Origin of the sequence: Lacimonas salitolerans (assembly GCF_042677865.1) — a bacterium.
GTDB lineage: Bacteria > Pseudomonadota > Alphaproteobacteria > Rhodobacterales > Rhodobacteraceae > Lutimaribacter > Lutimaribacter salitolerans.
The window spans coordinates 1-19,207 of sequence record NZ_JBHUDD010000037.1; the positions used below are offsets into that span (position 1 = coordinate 1).

The following is a 19,207-nucleotide window of genomic DNA, read 5'->3' on the forward strand; positions in this document are numbered from 1 at the left end:
AAGTCCGCCGACGAAATCCTCGCCTCCGTCAAAAGGTTCTGCCAGAAAACACTGGCAGGAACTTCAGATTCAGGTGACTAGCTCATTCAACCGAATATCCGCGACAGTACGGCCAGCGGAGAAAAAACGCACGTGACGGGAGCTTGGCGCTTGACGGGTCGGTGCGCTTGGCTTATTCCGCCCATCACGCCGGGGTGACCCGGAGATAAGATGCGCGGTTGTAGCTCAGTTGGTTAGAGTACCGGCCTGTCACGCCGGGGGTCGCGGGTTCGAGCCCCGTCAACCGCGCCACTTTTCTTCCTTTCGACAAAAGCGTTCCGAACTAATGCCGGGCTCACGCCTGGACCGTGGCCATGTGGACGGCGGTCTTGGATGCGGGTCGAAAGTTTCCTTGTCCCCGATTTTGCGATTGACGCAATTGGCGGGGGCGGCTAATCACGCCGTCACGCGCGGTTGTAGCTCAGTTGGTTAGAGTACCGGCCTGTCACGCCGGGGGTCGCGGGTTCGAGCCCCGTCAACCGCGCCATTTTCCCCAAGACCACAGGACTGCCGACATATGACCGTGCTGGACAATCTATCTTGGCCCGTGGTCATCCTGCTGTGCGTGGTTCTTGGCGGCGCACCTTTCGTGCCCGAACCGCATCTGGTGGAAAAGCTGCGCATGCTGGGGCAGGGCACGCTGACCCGCCCGATGGATATACTTGACCTTGCGATGCACGGCGCGCCCTTCGCGCTGCTGGTTGCCAAGATCGTGCGCGTTGCGCGTCGTTGATTTTTTGGGGATTCTCGGGCGGGCCTGACTGCTCTATGCTGCACGCAAACGAGGCAGGAACGAGAGCTTTCAAGATGCAGTCAAGGGTGGCGGTCATCACCACGGTGCGTGACGACGATTTTTTCCTGAACAAATGGGTGGAGTATTACGGCGGCTTCTTCGGCAAAGAGGCGCTGTATGTCATCAACCACGGCAATCAGGCGGCGGTGCGCGAGATCGCGGCAGGCTGCAACCTGTTTCCGATCCCGGACAAGGACACCAGCAACTTCAACATCCGCCGCTGGCGCACGCAGAACGGTCTGCTGTCGGCTTTGCGGCAATGGTAAACCCATGTGATCGTCTGCGACGTGGACGAATTCATCGTGGTCGATCCTGACAGCGGGCAGGACCTGGGGTCGTGGCTTCTGGACGTGGCCAACCCTGGCCGTGTGCGCACCGCGCTGGGTCTGGAGGTCCTGCATCTCAGGGACCGCGAGCCCGAGGGGATCGACCAGTCGATCCTGGGGCCCCGCCGGCATGTGCAGCTGAACCCGTGGTACTCCAAGCCCTGCGTGATCTCGCATCCCGCACGGCTGTCGCGGGGCGGGCATTATGCGACCTGGGACAAGTTGGACGCGCCGGATTTCCTGTATCTCTTTCACATGAAATACTGTGACTTCGATCTGTATGTCGACATGCTGGATCGTCGCCGCGACATGGTCAAGGCGGCGGGCGTGACCGAGATGAAAGAGAAAAAGACCAAGGCCGTCTGGTTCGAGGACGAGCGCGACGATGCGGCGGTGTTTGCGCCGTTCGCCGAGCGCGACGTCGACGACAGCTGGGATTTCAGCGAATATCGCAAATACATGCGCAAGACCTTCACCCATCGCAACAACGAACTGTATCACTTCAAGCGCAAGGGCGCGGACACGCTGTTCAAGCTGCCCGAGCGGTTCGCGGGCATTGTGTGACCTGTGGGTAGGGGGTTGACCTTGCTGCCCCCGGCTCTCATCTAACAGTTAGCGAATTCAACAACGAAGGGTGAACCCATGGCTTTCGAACTTCCCGACCTTCCCTATGCCCATGACGCGCTGGCCGAGCTTGGCATGTCCGCCGAGACGCTGGAGTACCACCACGACCTGCATCACAAGGCCTATGTGGACAACGGCAACAAGCTGATTTCCGGCACCGAATGGGAGGGCAAGTCGGTCGAGGATATCGTGACCGGCACCTACAAGGCCGACGCCGTCGCCCAAAGCGGCATCTTCAATAACGCCAGCCAGCATTGGAACCACGCCCAGTTCTGGGAAATGATGGGCCCGGGCGCCAACAAGAAGATCCCCGGCGAGCTGGAAAAGGCGCTGACCGAGGCGTTCGGCTCGGTCGACGCGTTCAAGGACGAGTTCTCGGCCGCAGGTGCCGGGCAGTTCGGCTCCGGCTGGGCCTGGCTGGTGCAGGACAAGGACGGCAGCCTGAAGGTGACCAAGACCGAGAACGGCGTGAACCCGCTGTGCTTTGGCCAGAACGCGCTGCTGGGTTGCGACGTGTGGGAGCATTCCTATTACATCGATTTCCGCAACAAGCGGCCTGCGTACCTGACCAACTTCCTGAACAATCTGGTAAACTGGGAAAACGTTGCCAGCCGCATGAAGTAATTTTCATTGACGGCCAAGCCCTCTGGAAAGCCCGCCGATTGGCGGGTTTTTCGTTTTTGAGGCATGGCTACCTTCAGTTGTATTTAAATTCTTCTATTTCGCGCCGCTATCGCCTAGTGTCGTGTCTTGAGGGGGGTTAGCGAGGAGAGAATGACACTTGTCGAAAGAACCGAATTTCTGATCAGACGTGTCTGGGAACGCGCAGATGCGGCCGCCTTGGGGCAGATGTTCACCAGCGATGCCATCATTCACGGGCTTGAGGAAGTGGACATGATGGGCCCGGCCGAGTTCGGCGCCTTTCATCGCATGCTGACGCGACAGTTCGAGACGATCCGCATCGGCGAGGTGACCGGGCTGGAGCAGGGGTCTCTGGTGGCCTTGACGTTCCGTGTGCATGCGGTGGACACGGTCAACGGGCGCGAGGTATCCAGCATGGCCTACCTGATGGCACGTTTCAGGGGCGACCGCGTCTGCGAGGCGACGAACTTCCTTGATTTCATGACATTGTTCGAACAATCGGGCCGCCTGCCACCCCGCACCCGCGACATGTGCCTGTTGGGCAACGAGATGCGCCTTGTGACCGAGGCGCGCGCCCGCGCGCACTAGGGCCTGTTCACCGCCCGGATCGCTTGCTAGACCTGCGCGCGGCAAAAGGGGCAGGCGGATGATCAGTACGGCAGGACGCGGAATCGCCGCGATGGTGGTGTGCTGCACGGTCTGGGGCCTGTCGCCGCTGTATTACAAGCTGCTGGCCCATATCCCCCCGATCGAGGTTCTGGCCCATCGCACCCTGTGGTCGCTGGTGTTCTTTGCCCTTGTTCTGACCGTGCAGGGCCGGTTGGGCCAGTTGCGCGCGGCCCTTGGATCACCACGCGCGGCGGCGATCATCGGGTTTGCGGCGCTCATGATCTCGCTCAACTGGTTCTTGTTCATCACATCGGTCCAGATTGGCCGCGTGACAGAGGCCAGCCTGGGCTACTACCTTTTCCCGCTGGTGGCCGTGGCCATCGGGCGCGTCGCCTTTGGCGAGCGTCTGACCGGGATGCAGTCGGTATCGGTCGCGCTGGCGGCGCTGGCGGTTGCGGTGCTGACATGGGGGCTGGGCGTGGCACCGTGGATCGCGCTGATCCTGTCGGGGACGTTCGGGCTGTATGGTCTGGTGAAAAAGCGGCTTGAGGTCGGCCCGGTGGTGTCGGTCACCGCCGAGGTGCTGCTGCTGTCGCCCATCGCCTTGGGTGTGCTGGCGTGGTTTCACAGCTCGACCGACGCGGCGGCCTTTGGTGCCAGCACCGCAGACAGCGCATTGCTGATGCTGTCGGGGGTGTTGACGGGCGCGCCGCTGATCCTGTTCTCCTACGCCACCAAACGGGTCCGGCTGGGCACCATCGGGCTGGTGCAGTACCTCAACCCCACACTGCAGTTTCTGGTGGCCGTGCTGATCTTTGGCGAGGCATTTGGCGGCTGGCACGCGGTGGCCTTTGCGCTGATCTGGACCGCGCTGGTGATCTACACGATCGCCACCTGGCGTCAGGACAGGGCGGCGCGCAGGGCGCTGGTCAATGTCGGCACGTCCTGAACCACGCGGATGAAATCGCGCAGCGACGGATCGGCGAATTCCTGATCGATCACGTGATCGATCAGGGCGACCAGCGGCTGCNTGCCAGTAGCCTTCGGTGTCCAGCAGGAAGATCGGTTTCCTGTGCAGGCCCAGTTGCCGCCATGTCAGCACCTCGAAAAACTCGTCGAGGCTGCCGGCACCGCCCGGCAGCACAACGATGGCGTCCGAGTTCATGTACATGACCTTTTTGCGTTCGTGCATGTTCTCGGTCACCACGAACTGTGACAGGTCGCGCTTGCCCACTTCGGCCTGCATCAGGTGGATGGGGATCACGCCAAATGTCTGCCCGTCCGCATATTGCGCGGCGCGCGCGACCAGCCCCATCAGCCCGACATCCCCCGCACCATAGACCAGCCGCCAGCCATTGTCGGCCAGCGCATAGCCCACGGCCTCGGCCGCTTCGGCAAAAGCGGGGTTTGCGCCCGGGCGCGAGCCGCAAAAGACACAGACAGAGGGTGTGGGGGACATGGGCGCGCCTTTGCTCTGGTGGTTGGTTTTGACCGTTGATAGCTGTGTTGCTATTGTCGCTCAACCGCCACATGCGCGGTGACTGGGGTGCTTGGGATAGGTAATGAGCAAGAATGCGATCTTTGCCGGACCGGTCGGCGTTTTGGCCGGGGGGGCCGTGGCCATCGGTTTGGCCGTGGCTGGCGTGGTTGTATGGAACCGGCAGGCGCCACCGCCGCAGCCCGTGGGTCAGGACACAGCGCAGCCGGTCGATCAGGACACCTTGCAGACGCCGCAGCCCGATCCGCAGCCCGCATCTGACCCTCAGGCGCAGACAACGGAGCAGCCCGTACCCGCAGAGACACCCGTGATGCCGGACAGCCCGGCCGCGCCGCAACTGCCCGAATTCGCGCTGGTGCGGGTCGAGGCTGACGGGCTGACACAGGTGGCAGGCCGGGCCGCGCCGGGCGATGTGGTCGACCTGCTGATAGATGACACCAAGGTGGGCGAGGTGACGGCTGGCCGTGACGGCAGCTTTGCGACCATCCTCGATCTGCCGCCCTCGAATGCGCCGCGCCTGATGCGGCTGCGCAGCGTGGTGGACGGGACCGGCGTGGACTCCGAACAGGAGGTGATCATCGCCCCCAGCCCTAAGCCGGTCGCCGATGCCACGGTCGAGACCGCGCAGGTGGATGTGGTCGGGCAACAGGCAGCGCAGGGCGAGACGCCCGAACCGGACACTCCGGTGGATACAGCAATGCCCGAGGCGCGTCAGAGCGCCGCATCCCCGACACCCGCGCCCTTGGACCAGAGTGAACAGTCGCGCGATGATGCGCCAATCGAGACGGTGAGTGACGCCGCCCCGACCGAGGTGATCGCCGAGACAAGCCCAAACCAAGAACTGGCCGATGCCGCGCCTGGCGAAGCTGTGCCCGAAGAAACGCCTGCGCAGGCCATCGCCGACACACGAACGATGGCAGAGCCCGAACCGGCTGCAGTATCGCAGACCGACCCCGGACAAACCGTTGAAGATCGCGCCTCGGTGGACGCCCCCGCACCGCAAGAGACCGCGCAGGTGGCAGCGGCAGTTCCTTCATCCTCAGAGCCCGCACAAGCCGCACCACCCACGCAGGCGACCCGGTCCGACGACGCGCAACCGGCAACCTCGGCGATGACACAGGCCCCGCCGCCCACGACTTTCGTGGAACCCGCCAGGGGCATCGCGCCGCCCTTCACCCTGTCCGTCGCCCCAACGCCCGAGGCCGCCGCGCCGGCGCCCCCCGCCGTCCTGCTGTCAGACAGCGATGGCGTGCGTGTGATGCAGCCGGGACGTGCGCCCGAGGTGATGGATACGGTCGCCATCGACGCGATCACCTATTCCGACAGCGGCGATGTGGCCCTTGCCGGGCGCAGCCCCGGCCAGGGCTTTGTGCGCATCTATCTCGACAACACGCCCATCACCACCTCGCGCATCGCGGTCGACGGATCGTGGCGCAGCGACCTGCCGCAGGTCGACAGCGGCATCTACACCCTGCGCGTGGATCAGGTGGATGCGCAGGGCGCGGTTGTCAGCCGTGTGGAAACCCCGTTCAAGCGCGAAGCCCCCGCCGCCCTGGCCGCTGCCAGTGCCGGGCGCGATGCGGCGGCGCAGGTGATCACGGTGCAGCCGGGCTTTACCCTGTGGGCCATCGCGCGCGACCGCTATGGCGAGGGCATCCGCTATGTCGAGGTGTTCAACGCCAATCGCGATCGCATCCGCGACCCCGACCTGATCTATCCCGGGCAGGTGTTCGACCTGCCGGACGATCCGTGACGCGCCGTCACGGGTGACGGACGGGGCAGGGCGCGGGCAAGGTATCCCGATAAGGGAGGCCCAGATGCAGACGATACTTGTCGATCAATCCGATATCACGCAAGCGCAATTGAGCGATGTCCCGCAAGAACCGCTGGGTCCGGGGGCGGCGCGTCTGGTGCTGGAAAGCTTTGCGCTGACCGCCAACAACGTGACCTATGCCGCCGCCGGTTTCGTGCTGGATTACTGGACGTTTTTTCCCAGCGGGGTTGAAGGGCAGGGCATCGTGCCGGTCTGGGGCACCGCAGTGGTCGACGAAAGCCTGTGCGCCGATCTGGGGGCGGGCACGCGGATCTATGGCTATTTCCCGATGGCCGAGGCGCTGGTGATCACCCCTGAACAGGTGGCACCGGGCGTGTTCATCGACCGCGCGCCGCATCGCGCCGGGCTGGCGGCGGTCTACAACACCTATACGCAGGTCAAGGCGGGTCAGCCGGAGGAGGATCATCTGCGCGCGCTGTTGCAGCCGTTGCTGGCCACGTCCTACCTGCTGTTCGACTGGCTGGCGGACAACGACTGGTTCGGGGCCGAGCAGATCATCATCGGCAGCGCGTCCTCCAAGACCGGCCTTGGCCTGTGCAAGTTTCTGACCGAACCCGGCGATCGCGCCTATCGCATCGTCGGGCTGACCGGGGCGGGCAATCGCGATTTCGTGGAAAACCTGGGGGCCTGCGATACGGTGCTGAGCTATGACGAGATCGAGGATCTGGACCAGCGCCCCAGCGTCTATGTCGACATGGCGGGTCATGCCGGGGTGAAACTCGCGCTGCACACCCATCTGGGCGATCACCTGCGCCATTCCGCCGCCGTGGGCACCAGCCATTGGGACAAGTTCGCCCCGCCGCGCGACCTGCCGGGGCCCAAGCCTCAGTTCTTTTTCGCCCCGTCTCAGATCGCCAAACGGCGCGATGACTGGGGGCCGGGCGAGATCGAGGCGCGGATCACCGCGGCGTGGAAACGCATCGCGGCCGATGCGGGCGACTGGCTGGATATCGTGGTGCATGACGGGCTGACGGATGTGCCCGCCCTCTGGGCCAATCTGGCGGCGGGCCGCGCCGATCCGCGCGCGGGCCATATCGTGCGCCCCTGAACCTGGCCCCTGATCGCTTGCCCTGACTGGCCTTTCACGAAAAAGCGCCATATCACCGGGAACACGATAAAGAACCGGGGCAGACATGCGCAATTTCCACACCGCCAACGAAGACGAGATCGACCGGGCCGAACGGCGCTCGGGCTGGCGGACGATCCGGCGCGTCGCCCCCTATCTGTGGCCAGATGACAAACCCTGGGTCAAACGCCGCGTGGTGTTGGCGCTGGTGGCGCTGCTGGCGTCCAAGCTGATCGCGGTCTACACGCCGATGATCTATCGCGATGCGGTCAACGCCCTGTCGGACGAGGGCGTGCCGATGCTGGCGCTGGGGGCGGTGGGGCTGACCGTGGCCTATGGGGTATGGCGCGGCTGATGACCAACGGGTTCCAGCAGTTGCGCGACGCGATCTTTGCTGCCGTCGGCCAGCGCGCGCTGCGCCAACTGGCGCTGGAGACGTTCACCCATATTCACCGCCTGTCGATGCGCTATCACATCACCCGCAAGACCGGGGGGCTGAGCCGCGTCATCGAACGAGGGGTCAAGGGCGTGGATTTCCTGCTGCGCTTCATGCTGTTCAGCATCGGGCCGCTGGTGCTGGAACTGCTGCTGATCGCGGGCATCCTGTTCTTCCTGTTCGACGCCTGGTATCTGGCGGTCGTGGCGGGGACCATCGCAGTCTACGTCTGGTTCACCTTCAAGGTCACCGAATGGCGCGTGAAACTGCGCCGCGAGATGAACGATCAGGACACCGACGCCAATCAAAAGGCCATCGACAGCCTGCTGAATTTCGAAACCGTCAAGTATTTCGGGGCCGAATCGCGCGAGGCCGCCCGCTATGACCGCGCGATGGAGCAATACGAGAGGGCGGCGCTGCTGACCTCGTACTCGCTGTCCTTTCTCAACTTCGGGCAGTCGTTCCTGATCACCGGCGGGCTGGTGATCGTGATGGTGATGGCCGCCATCGGTGTGCAGTCGGGCGCGCTGACCGTGGGCGATTTCGTGATGGTCAACGCCTACATGATCCAGATCACCATGCCGCTGAACTTTCTGGGCACAGTGTACCGCGAGATCCGGCAAAGCCTTGTGGACATGGGCGAGATGTTCGACCTGCTGGAGCAGCCTTCCGAGATTTCAGACAAGCCCGGCGCGCCCGCGCTGAAGGTGTCGGGCGGACGGGTGACTCTGGAGGATCTGCACTTTGGCTATGATCCCGAACGCCCGATCCTGAAAGGCGTGTCGCTGGACGTGGAGCCGGGGCAGACGGTGGCGATCGTCGGGCCTTCGGGGTCGGGCAAGTCCACCATCGGGCGGCTGCTGTTCCGGTTCTATGATGTGTCGGGCGGGTCGTTGAAGATCGACGGGCAGGATGTGCGCGACGTGACGCAGGACAGCCTGCATGACGCGATCGGCGTGGTGCCGCAGGACACCGTGCTGTTCAACGACACCATCCGCTACAACATCGCCTATGGCCGCGATGGCGCCACCGAGGACGAGGTGATTGCCGCAGCACAGGCCGCGCAGATCCACGATTTCATTTCGCGCCTGCCGCAGGGCTATGACACGGCGGTGGGTGAACGCGGGCTCAAGCTGTCGGGCGGCGAGAAGCAGCGCGTGGGGATCGCGCGCACCCTGCTCAAGAACCCGCCGATCCTGCTGCTGGACGAGGCGACAAGCGCGCTGGACACCGAGACCGAACGCGAGATCCAGGGCGCGCTGCGCCGCGCGGGCGAGGGGCGCACGGTGCTGACCATCGCGCACCGGCTGTCCACCGTGGCCGATGCCGACATGATCATCGTGCTGGAAGATGGCCAGATCGTCGAGCGCGGCACCCATGCCGAATTGCTGGTGCGGCAGGGCCGTTACCACAGCCTGTGGCAGCGTCAGGCCAGCGAACAGGACGCGGCCTGACCCTGCTGCAACAACGGGCTGGGCCGGCCTATTCCGCCGCCTTCAACGGGGGCGCGCTTAGCGGTGTGGGCGGTGCGGTGACGGCAGGGCCGGTTTCTTCTTCCCAGATGATCTCGGGCGCTTTCAGCCGGCGCGCGGCACGGCGCAGCGCCCAGTCGCGCGCGGCCCGGCTGGACCGGCCCCGCGTCACGATGGCAAGCAGACGCCCAAGCGCGGTGACATATGTTCCTGCCCAGATCCGCAACGCCAGCAGCGACGGGGTGAACACCAGCGTCAGCACCGTTGCGATGCCAAGGCCAAAGACCACGGCGGTGGCAAGCTGCTTCCACCACAGGGCGGTCGGGCTGTCGACGGAATAGCCGCCGTTGATGAAATCAAGGCTCAGGCCGAACATCATCGGTGCAAGCCCGGCCATCGTGGTGACGGTGGTCAGCAGAACGGGGCGGATGCGATCCTCGGCGGTGCGGATGATAGCCTCGATCCTCGGCATGTAGCGGCTGTATTCCTGATAGGTGTCGATCAGCACGATGTTGTTGTTCACCACGATCCCGGCCAGCGCCACGATGCCGGTGCCGGTCATGATGATCGAAAACGGCTGATTCATCACCAGCATCCCGATCAGCACGCCCGTGGTGGACAGCACCACCGCGATCAGCACCAGCGTGGCGTTGTAGAAACTGTTGAACTGCGCCAGCAGGATGATGAACATCAGCGCAAGGGCGGCGGCAAAGGCCGATTGCAGGAAGGCCTGGCTTTCGGCCTGATCCTCCTGATCGCCGGTCCATTCGTATTCGATGCCATCGGGCAGAACACCGCTGTCCAGCCATTCGGTCAGCAGGTTGATCCGGTCATTCGCGGTGATCGGCACGGTGCGCAGTTCGGATTGCGCGATCGCGGCACGCAGGTCGTCGCGGCTGACACCGGGTTCCAGCGCGATCAGGCCATGGGTCGTGCCATCGCGCAGGGTGATCGTTTCGCCCCTGCTGTCGGCAGGGCCCAGCGTGGCCAGCGTGTCATAGCCCTCGCCCAGGACGCGGCGCAGGCTCTGGTGCCCCGAGGCGACCCCGGCCTTGACGTCGAAATAGCGCTTGCCGTTGATCCGCTTGATCTCGGCCAGTTTGGGGACCGGCTGGCGCGAGATGAAATTGGCCAGCGGCACCAGCCCGTCGGCGGTGCGCACCTTCAGCGTATCAAGGGTGGAGAGCACGCGGTACTGTTCAGGCAGGCGCACGCGGATGTCGATTTCCTCGTCCGAGGTATCGACCCGCATCGTGTCCAGCAGCAGCCCGCGCGTGACAAGCTGCACCATCGCGCCCACCGTGGCCACATCGGCCCCGAAGCGGCCTGCCTTTTCCACATCCACGTCGATCTGCCAGTCGATGCCGGGCAGGGGCAGCGTGTCTTCGATCAGGGTCAGCGAGGGCGTTTCGTCGAACCGGGTGCGGGCGCTGTCGGTGGCGGTGCGCAATGCGTCCCAGTCCTCGCCCTTGAGCCGCAGATGCACGGGCTTGGCGCTGGCCGGGCCACGCGCCTGGGCCAGAATCTCGACCCGCAGTCCGGGGATCTGCTCGATCTTGGCGGTCAGGTCCGCGATGATCACATCGCCGTCCAGTTGCGCCAGCGACACGCCGTCGGTGGCGCGGGCAAAGGCCGGGCGATCCTCCCACGGGATGGTTTCAAGCTGGACCTGCCCGATGGTGTCCAGTGGTGGTTGCGCGCCGCCGGTGTTGTTGTCCAGCCCGCCGTCACCGGCAAAGGCAAAGGCGTTCATCACGCCGGGATGGGTCAGGACCACCTCTTCGACCTGCGCCACCAGCGCGTCCTTTTCCGGCAGCGACAGGTTGCCACGCGCGCGGACATAGACGATGGCCTGCTCAGGCTCGGAATCGGTAAAGAACTCCACCCCGTTGTTGTTCTCGGCGAAGTAGGTGAACACCGAGATCACGAAACCGATCACCAGTGCTATGGTGACCAGCGGCATGATCGGATTGCCCGCGATCAGTTTGATCAGCCAGCCAAAGGGCGTGCGGCGGGTTCCGGCCTGCACCCTGCGGCGGCCCCAGGTGACCTTGGCCGCCCCCAGCGTGATCGACGCGGCAAAGGCGGCGGCAATGAACATCAGCGCGCCCGGCAGGGCGGCCAAGGGGCCGGTCAGCGGGTTGGTCGCGCCAAAGGGGCGGAACAGGTAATCGGGGTTGATGGTCTGCATCGCGCCCAGAAACATCGCATAGATCGCGACCGGCACCAGAGCCGCACGAACGATCCATGGCAGCCGCGCGGTCAGCGCGTCCGAGGCATGTGCGAACACACGGCTGATGCGGCCCGTCACACCACCCATCACCGGCAGATAGATCAGCGCCACGATCAGCGAGGCACAGAGCACGAAGATCAGCGTGACCGGCAGCATCCCCATGAATTCGCCCGGGACACCGGGCCAGAACAGCATCGGCAGGAACGCGCACAGCGTGGTCGCGGTAGAGCTGATGATGGGCCAGAACATGCGCTTGGCGGCCTCGACATAGGCGTGCATCGGGCCGGTGCCCTCGGCGATGCGCTTGTCGGCGTATTCCACCACCACGATGGCCGCATCCACCAGCATGCCAACAGCCAGAATCAGGCCGAACATAACGATGTTCGAGATCGTTATGCCCATCACCGCCAGCAGCACGAAGCACAGCAGGAACGAGGTGGGAATGGCAAACCCCACCAGCAGCGCCGCGCGGCTGCCAAGGGCGGACAGCACGACGATCATCACCAGCGCGATGGCGGTCAGAACCGAGCCTTCAAGCTGGCCCACCATGGATTCGACAACGCGGCTTTGGTCGTTCGAGGTGCCGACCTGCACGGTGGCGCGCAGATCCTCGGGGAATTCGGCATAGGCGGCATCGACAAGGCGCTGTACCTCGGCGGCGGTGTCGATCAGGTTGAACCCCTTGCGCTTGACCACCTGCAGGGCCACCGTCGGCTCGCCGTTGAAGCGCGCGGTGCCAAGCCGGTCTTCGAAGGTCAGGCGGATCTCGGCCAGATCGCCCAGCGTCACCACCCGGTCGCCATTGACCTTGACCGGCAGCGAATAGATGTCGCGCGGCTCGCTGAAACTGCTGGGAATCTTGATGCTGAAGGCACCCTGCGCGCTTTCGATCTCGCCCGCGGCGACCAGCAGGTTGTTGTTTTGCACCACGTTGATCAATTCGCCCGCGGTCACGTTGTATGATTCCAGCCGCAGCGGGTCGATCACCACCTCGACCATCTCGTCGCGGTTGCCGGCAATCCCGGCCTCCAGCACGGCATCCAGCGTCTCGACCCGTTCCTGCAGATCCTTGGCGACGCGGGCCATTGTGCGTTCGGGCACATCGCCGGTCAGGTTGACGATGATGATGGGAAACTCGCTGAAATTGATCTCGTTGATCGAATATTTCTCGTATCCGTCGGGAAACTTGCCCTCGGCGGTACTCATGGCCTGGCGCACATCGGCCATGATCTTGGTCTTGTCCCAGCCGAATTCGAACTCCAGCGCCACACCGGCATAGCCTTCGGCGGCGGTCGAGGTCATGGTCTTGAGCCCGTCCAGATCCGACAGCTCGGTTTCCATGGTCTTGACCAGCAGGGATTCCGAATCCTCGGCGGAAATGCCGGGGAAGGGGACCGAGACGAAAAGCGCCGGTATCTCGATGTCCGGCTCGCCCTCCTTGGGCAGGCCGGTATAGGCAAACCCGCCTGCCAGCAGGCTGAGCGCGATAAAGGCCATGACCATGCGGGCGCGTGACGCGGCCCAGTCGACGATCCCTGTCATTGGTCTGCCTCTTTGAAGGTCGGGGCCACCAGAACGCCTTCGCGCACGTATTCCTGACCGATGGTGATCACGTTCGCCGTTTCCGGCAGGCCGTTGACCCAGACACCTTCGGCGGTGTCGCGCACCAGCGTCAGCGGCATGAACTCCACCCGGTTGTCCGCACCGACGATGCGCACACCCAGCGCACCGTTGTCATTCAGCGTCAGCGCCGATTGCGGCAGCAGATGGGCGTCCTTGCCATCGGCCTGGATCAGGATCTCGGCGGTCTGCCCGTCGCGTACGGACTGGTCGCTGTTGGAGACCTCGACCTCGACCAGAAAGGTGCGGGTAGCCGGATCGGCCTGACGCGACAGAAAGGTGACACGCCCCTGCAATTCGCGCCCGCCGGTCAGACGCGCGCCGGCCACGGCCCCCAGTTCGACCCGGTCGATGTCGGTTTCGGGGATGTATCCGGCCAGGATGATCGGGTCGAGCTGGATCACGGTCGCGCAGAGCGATCCGGCCTGCATCAGGCTGCCGATCTCGGCGGTGTCGGTTTCCAGCAAGCCGTCGAAGGGCGCGGTGATGGTCAGGCGCTCGATGTCCTTTTGCGCGGCGGCGATCGAGGATTCGGCGGATTGCACGCCGGAACTTGCAGCCTCAAGCCCGGCACGGGCGGATTCAACCGCGGCCTCGGCGCTGCTGACCTGCGCCTCGGTCGCGGCCAGCCGGGTCTGCGAGGCAAAGCCGTCCTGCGACAGGCGCGCGGCGGCGGTCTGGTTCAACTGCGCCTCGCGCAACTGGGCTTCGGCCTGTGCCAGACGGGCGCGGGCCTCGGGGGCGCGGGTGCGCGCCTCGGCCAGGCGCGCCTGCGCCTCGGCCAGCGTCGAAGGGCGCGTGCCCGGGTCGATCTCGCACAGGATCTGCCCCTTCTCGACGAAATTGCCCTTGCGCAGCGGGTCCGAAATCACCTGACCGCCGGTTTCGGCGCGCACCTCGACTTGCCGCACGGCGCGGGTTTCGCCCCGCAGGATCACCGCGCTGTCGATCACCCGCGCCTCGGAGCGGCGGGCGATGACCGCGACCGGCTTTTCGCCGTTCTCGGGGGCGGGCGCGGCAGTGGCCGCGGCGGTGGCATCCGCGGCCTGCGCCTGTGCCGCGCCGGGATCGGACAGTTGTTCCAGCGAGGGCACGGTGCCGTCGGTGGCAAAGGCAAACAGGGCATCCCGCTGCATGACCAGCAGATAAAGCGACACGCACACGACGATGGCGGTCAGAACGGGAATCGGGCGCATCGGTGGTCCTTTGCAAGCAACTGGCAATGCTTTCTTACATAACCGCCCTGAGGGGGTGTGCAATATACGCTAAACTGATCGGTTCAGATTAAACTTTTCGCGGTCTCTTCGCAAGTGCGGCACACGCATCTGCCAGAGGGGGCCTTGGCAGGGCGGGGGCAAGCGGATAAGAGGGGGGAAACGACAACGGGGCGCAGGCGTGAGCAACACCGACAGTTTCATTCAAGAAGTCTCGGACGAGGTGCGTCGCGACAGGCTGTTCGCGTTGATGCGGCGCTATGCGTGGATCGCGGTGCTGGCCGTCGTGTTGATCGTCGGCGGGGCGGCGTGGAACGAATGGCGCAAGGCGCAGGAGCGTTCATCGGCCGAGGCCACGGGCGATGCGATGATGGCCGCGCTGGAAGGCGGCAGCCCGCAAGACCGCGCCGAAGCACTGGCCGCGATCGAGGCGGATGATGCCGCCCGCCGGATCGTGGTGGATTTCGCCCGCGCCGGAGAGTTGGTTGCGGCAGGCGATACCGAGGCCGCAGTCGCCTTGCTGCAACAGATCGCCAGCACCGGCGATGTGCCACAGATTTACGCCCGGATCGCGGGCTTTCGCGCATTGACCCTGCAGCCTGATCTCCCCGCCGAAGACCGCCGCCTGCAATTCGAGGCCTATCTGTCGCAAGGTGGCATCCTGCGCCTGCTGGCCGAAGAGCAACTGGCGCTGATCGACATCGAAACCGGGGACACTGCCGCCGCGATCGAACGCGCACAGCGCATCCTCGATGACTCCGAGGCCAGCGCGGGCTTGCGCCGCCGGGCAACTCAGATGATTGTGGCGCTGGGGGGCGAGGTGCCGCAAACCGCTGCAACCGGGGCCATGGCGCCGGTGCAAGAGTAACCAAAGCACCAGGACGGGAACATGGGTATGGTGAAAACCGGGTGGATGATCGGACTGATCGGCGCGCTTGCGCTGTCAGCCTGTGCAGAACGGCAGGAAATCCTGCCCGGCCCGCGCGAGGATATCCGCCCGGATGCGCGCGACCTGACCCAGACGGTGAACCGCAGCCTGCCGGTGTCACTGCCCGCGCAGCAGACAAATGCGAACTGGGCGCAGGCGCACGGCAGCGCGATGTTCCGCACCGATCACCCCGCCCTTGGCAGCGCGCCCAGCCTTCTGTGGTCGGCCAACATCGGCGACGGTGACAGCCGCCGTGGGCGCATCACGGCCAATCCGATCGTTGCGGGCGGGCGTGTGTTCACGCTGGATGCGGGCGCGCAGGTGATGGCGCACGGGCTGGACGGCAGCCGCCTTTGGGCACGCGATCTGCGGCCCGAACGCGAACGCGAACGCGCAGGGCAGGCCAGCGGTGGCGGTCTGGCCTATGACGACGGGCGCATCTATGCCTCCAGCGGCTATGGCCTGATGACGGCGATGGATGCCGAAACCGGCGCGGTGATCTGGCAGCAAAAGCTCGAGGCGACGGGCTCGGGCACGCCCACGGTTGCGGGCGATCTGGTCTATCTGGTGTCGGGCGACGATACCGCATGGGCCATCGACAAGGACAATGGCCGCATCGAGTGGCAACTCAGCGCGGCCCCCGAGGTGGGGAACGTGATCGGCGGTGCCGCCCCCGCGCTGACCGATCAGTTCGTGATCTTTGCCTTCGGCGCCGGAGACGTTCAGGCGGCGTTCCGCAAGGGCGGGCTGCGCATGTGGGATGCCCCGATCGCGGGTCAGCGCCGGTTCCGTGCCTCGACCAAGGTGGTGGATATCACGGGTGATCCGGTCGTCTTGGGCGACACCGTCTATGTTGGCACCCATTCCGGCCGCACCGTCGCGCTGAAAGCCGGCAATGGCGAGCGGATATGGACAGCCGATGACGGCGCGATGGACCCGGTCTGGCCTGCGGGCAATGCGCTGTTCCTGGTCAATGACCGTAACGAACTGGTGCGCCTGTCGACCGAGGATGGCAGCCGCGTCTGGGTGCAGGAACTGCCCCGCTTTACCCGGAACCGCGCGCGCCGTCAGGTGGCGGTCTTTGCCCATTACGGCCCCGTCGTGGCCGGTGGGCAGGTGGTTGTCGCCTCGGGCGACGGGTTTGTGCGGTTCTTCGATCCCACCTCGGGCGACCTTGTGCGTCAGGTCGAGCTGCCGGGCGGGGCCAGCACGGCGCCGGTGGTTGCCGGTGGCACGCTTTATGTCGTCAGCAAGCGCGGGCAACTCCACGCTTTCCGTTGACGGCTAAATCCTGTATCGCAGCGGTCTGATTACCGCTGGAGCGACCAATGTCATTCACACTCGCCATCGTGGGCCGCCCCAATGTGGGCAAATCCACGCTGTTCAACCGCCTTGTGGGCAAACGCCTGGCACTGGTCGATGACCAGCCGGGCGTGACCCGCGATCTGCGCGAAGGGGCCGCACGGCTGGGCGATCTGCGCTTTACCGTGATCGACACCGCAGGACTGGAAGAGGTGACGGACGACAGCCTGCAAGGCCGGATGCGGCGGCTGACGGAACGCGCTGTGGATATGGCCGATATCTGCCTGTTCATGGTGGATGCCCGCACGGGGATCACTCCGACGGATCAGGTGTTCGCCGAAATCCTGCGCCGCCGCGCCAAGCATGTGATCGTCGCCGCCAACAAGGCCGAGGGGCGCGCCGGCGAGGATGGCGCGCTTGAGGCCTACAGCCTTGGTCTGGGCGAGCCGTTGCGCCTGTCGGCCGAACATGGCGAGGGGCTGGGCGATCTGCTTCATGTGCTGATGCCGCTGGCCGACGCGTTCGAGGATCGCGCGGTGGCCGAAGCCCCGGAAACCGACGTCACGATCACCGAGGAAGAGGCCGAGGATGGCGCGGGCGAAATGCGCTGGCCCACGCCGGACCGCCCGATGCAGATCGCCGTGGTGGGGCGGCCCAACGCGGGCAAGTCCACCCTGATCAACACGCTGCTGGGCGAGGACCGCCTGCTGACCGGCCCCGAGGCCGGAATCACCCGCGATGCGATCTCGCTGGCGATGGACTGGGACGGTCTGCCGGTGCGGATCTGGGACACTGCGGGCATGCGCAAAAAGGCCCGCGTGCAGGAAAAACTGGAAAAGCTGTCGGTGGGCGACGGGCTGCGCGCGGTCAAGTTTGCCGAGGTGGTGATCGTGCTGCTGGATGCAGCGATTCCGTTCGAACAGCAGGATCTGCGCATCGCCGACCTGGCTGAACGAGAGGGCCGCGCCGTGGTGGTCGCGGTCAACAAGTGGGACATCGAGGACGACAAGCAGGACAAGCTGCGCGCCCTGCGCGAAGCCTTTGAACGGCTGCTGCCGCAATTGCGCGGTGCGCCATTGGTCACGGTATCGGCCAAGACCGGCAAGGGGCTGGACCGGCTGCGCGACGCGGTGGAACAGGCCTATACCGTCTGGAATGCCCGCGTGCCTACCGCCGCGCTGAACCGCTGGCTGGCCGGCATGGTCGAGGCGCACCCGCCGCCCGCGCCGCAGGGCCGCCGGATCAAGCTGCGCTACATGACCCAGGCCAAGACGCGGCCGCCGGGGTTCGTGGTGATGTGCAGCCATCCCGACAAGATGCCGGACAGCTATGCGCGCTATCTGGTCAACGGGCTGCGCGAAGGGTTCGACATGCCCGGCACCCCTATCCGGCTGTTCATGCGCGGGCAGGGCGATCGCAACCCCTACAAGGGCAAGCGCGACCGGAACGCCGGAGCGCTGCAAAAGCATCTGGACAAGAAAAAGGGCTGACCGGCCCGGTCAGGCCTGGCTGAAGCGTTTCTTGCGCAACTGCCGGGCCATGTCCTGCATGTCGACGGTGGTGTCGGTCTCGTCCACGATCTCGGCCCCAAGCAGGGTTTCGATCACGTCTTCCATGGTCGCGATGCCCGCCGTGCCGCCATAGCTGTCGACGACCAGCGCCATATGCTCGTGTTTCTGGATGAAATCGTTGAAGAGCTGAAAGATGCTGTAGGTTTCCGGCACCACAAGGATTTCACGTACAAAACTGCCGAGCGGCTTGTCGTTGTCATCGTCGATGAGATGCTCAAGAACATCATCCTTGAGAACGTAGCCGATGATCGTTTCCGCGCTGACATCCTCGCGCAGCGGGATGCGTGAAAAGGTCAGCTCGTCCTGATGATCGTAGAATTCGCGCGCCGTCATCGTCTGTGGCGCGGTCACCACCACGGTGCGCGGCGTCATGACATCGCGCACCTTCTTGGTCTTGAAGTGCAGGATGCTTTCGATGAACTGGATCTCGCTGGGATCAAGGTCGCCCTCCTGCGAGCCGATCTGGGCCATGGCCAGAAAATCGGTCCTGCTGAAGATCTGCTTTTCCTTGTCCGAATTGAAGACGCCGGTGATCTTCTGGCACAGCCAGACGATCGGCGCGAGAATTTTCAGCACCAGATCCAGCGACCGGATGGTGAACGGGGCAAGCGCGCGCCAGTTGGTGGCGCCGATGGTCTTGGGGATGATCTCGGACAGAATCAGGATCGCGGCGGTCATGAGGACCGGAACGATCAGGCCAGTGATCAACGGGTTGCTGTCGGCCCAGATCAGGGTTGCCTGCGCGCCCACGCCAATCGCACCGACAGTATGGGCGATCGTGTTCAGCGTCAGGATGCCCGCCAGCGGCCGGTCGATATTGCTTTTGAAATCCTTGAGGATCAGGCCGGACTTGCTTTGCTTGTTCAGCTCGATCTGCATGTACGAGGGCGAGATGCTCAGAAGCACGGCCTCCCACAGGGAACAGATGAATGAAACCGCGATAGACAGAACGAGAAAGAGAAGGAACAGGCTAAGCATGGTGTCCTTTGCAAGAAGTTCG

At 64.7% G+C, this 19,207-nt stretch carries 14 protein-coding genes, 2 tRNA genes and 2 pseudogenes; 14 read left to right on the plus strand and 4 right to left on the minus strand.

The features are described 5' to 3' along the window. The first annotated feature begins 214 nt into the window (after window positions 1-214). From ACFTOW_RS04655 to rarD, 8 genes are all read left to right on the plus strand, one after another. Window positions 215-291 (plus strand) — tRNA-Asp (locus ACFTOW_RS04655). Between the two features lie 158 nt (window positions 292-449). Next, window positions 450-526 (plus strand) — tRNA-Asp (locus ACFTOW_RS04660). Between the two features lie 30 nt (window positions 527-556). Next, the gene (locus ACFTOW_RS04665; RefSeq protein ID WP_379913552.1) at window positions 557-772 is read left to right on the plus strand and encodes an RND transporter; all 216 of its coding nucleotides are present in this window, start codon (window positions 557-559) and stop codon (window positions 770-772) included. Between the two features lie 74 nt (window positions 773-846). Beyond that, window positions 847-1,098, plus strand: a complete 252-nt coding sequence (locus ACFTOW_RS04670; RefSeq protein ID WP_379913554.1) for a hypothetical protein — start codon at window positions 847-849, stop codon at window positions 1,096-1,098. A gap of 21 nt (window positions 1,099-1,119) precedes the next feature. Further along, on the plus strand, window positions 1,120-1,722 hold the full coding sequence (locus ACFTOW_RS04675) for a hypothetical protein (protein WP_379913556.1): 603 nt from the start codon (window positions 1,120-1,122) through the stop codon (window positions 1,720-1,722). Window positions 1,723-1,800: 78 nt separating this feature from the next. Beyond that, the gene (locus ACFTOW_RS04680; RefSeq protein ID WP_379913558.1) at window positions 1,801-2,406 is read left to right on the plus strand and encodes a superoxide dismutase; all 606 of its coding nucleotides are present in this window, start codon (window positions 1,801-1,803) and stop codon (window positions 2,404-2,406) included. A 150-nt stretch (window positions 2,407-2,556) separates the two neighbouring features. Beyond that, window positions 2,557-3,012 (plus strand): nuclear transport factor 2 family protein, encoded by a 456-nt coding sequence (locus tag ACFTOW_RS04685; RefSeq protein ID WP_379913560.1) that lies wholly within the window; start codon window positions 2,557-2,559, stop codon window positions 3,010-3,012. A gap of 61 nt (window positions 3,013-3,073) precedes the next feature. Further along, window positions 3,074-3,982: an EamA family transporter RarD gene (gene rarD / locus ACFTOW_RS04690; protein WP_379913652.1), complete on the plus strand. Its 909-nt coding sequence runs from the start codon at window positions 3,074-3,076 to the stop codon at window positions 3,980-3,982. On the opposite strand, the pseudogene ACFTOW_RS04695 reads toward rarD, so the two are convergent. After that, a pseudogene (locus ACFTOW_RS04695) lies at window positions 3,934-4,492 on the minus strand (LOG family protein). The gene rarD and the pseudogene ACFTOW_RS04695 sit on opposite strands and share 49 nt — an antisense overlap. Before the next feature lie 103 nt (window positions 4,493-4,595). On the opposite strand from ACFTOW_RS04695, the gene ACFTOW_RS04700 reads away from it, so the two are divergent. The 3 genes and pseudogenes from ACFTOW_RS04700 to ACFTOW_RS04710 all read left to right on the plus strand — a co-directional run bounded on the left by ACFTOW_RS04700 (window position 4,596) and on the right by ACFTOW_RS04710 (window position 9,321). Continuing rightward, window positions 4,596-6,284 (plus strand): LysM peptidoglycan-binding domain-containing protein, encoded by a 1,689-nt coding sequence (locus tag ACFTOW_RS04700; RefSeq protein ID WP_379913562.1) that lies wholly within the window; start codon window positions 4,596-4,598, stop codon window positions 6,282-6,284. Between the two features lie 64 nt (window positions 6,285-6,348). Then, entirely contained in the window at window positions 6,349-7,413 is a 1,065-nt protein-coding gene (locus ACFTOW_RS04705; protein WP_379913565.1) for a DUF2855 family protein, read from the plus strand. An 85-nt stretch (window positions 7,414-7,498) separates the two neighbouring features. Further along, window positions 7,499-9,321, plus strand: a pseudogene (locus ACFTOW_RS04710) (ABCB family ABC transporter ATP-binding protein/permease). A gap of 28 nt (window positions 9,322-9,349) precedes the next feature. Here the strand turns inward: ACFTOW_RS04710 and ACFTOW_RS04715 are convergent. Together ACFTOW_RS04715 and ACFTOW_RS04720 are read right to left on the minus strand one after the other, a co-directional pair. Continuing rightward, window positions 9,350-13,114, minus strand: coding sequence for an efflux RND transporter permease subunit (locus ACFTOW_RS04715; RefSeq protein ID WP_379913567.1), 3,765 nt, complete (start codon window positions 13,112-13,114; stop codon window positions 9,350-9,352). Then, window positions 13,111-14,388 (minus strand): efflux RND transporter periplasmic adaptor subunit, encoded by a 1,278-nt coding sequence (locus ACFTOW_RS04720; protein ID WP_379913569.1) that lies wholly within the window; start codon window positions 14,386-14,388, stop codon window positions 13,111-13,113. The genes ACFTOW_RS04715 and ACFTOW_RS04720 overlap by 4 nt, the downstream gene beginning before the upstream one ends. A 199-nt stretch (window positions 14,389-14,587) precedes the next feature. Between ACFTOW_RS04720 and ACFTOW_RS04725 the strand changes: the two genes are divergently transcribed. Genes ACFTOW_RS04725 through der form a run of 3 tightly spaced genes read left to right on the plus strand, consistent with a single transcriptional unit; the run spans window position 14,588 to window position 18,126 of the window. Then, entirely contained in the window at window positions 14,588-15,274 is a 687-nt protein-coding gene (locus ACFTOW_RS04725) for a hypothetical protein (protein WP_379913571.1), read from the plus strand. A 21-nt stretch (window positions 15,275-15,295) separates the two neighbouring features. Further along, a complete protein-coding gene (locus ACFTOW_RS04730) occupies window positions 15,296-16,615 on the plus strand; it encodes a PQQ-like beta-propeller repeat protein (RefSeq protein ID WP_379913573.1) in 1,320 nt (439 codons plus the stop codon). Between the two features lie 47 nt (window positions 16,616-16,662). Continuing rightward, entirely contained in the window at window positions 16,663-18,126 is a 1,464-nt protein-coding gene (gene der, locus ACFTOW_RS04735; protein ID WP_379913575.1) for a ribosome biogenesis GTPase Der, read from the plus strand. Between the two features lie 9 nt (window positions 18,127-18,135). Here der and ACFTOW_RS04740 read toward each other — a convergent pair whose 3' ends face one another. Further along, a complete protein-coding gene (locus ACFTOW_RS04740) occupies window positions 18,136-19,185 on the minus strand; it encodes a CNNM domain-containing protein (protein WP_379913577.1) in 1,050 nt (349 codons plus the stop codon). Window positions 19,186-19,207: the final 22 nt, after the last annotated feature.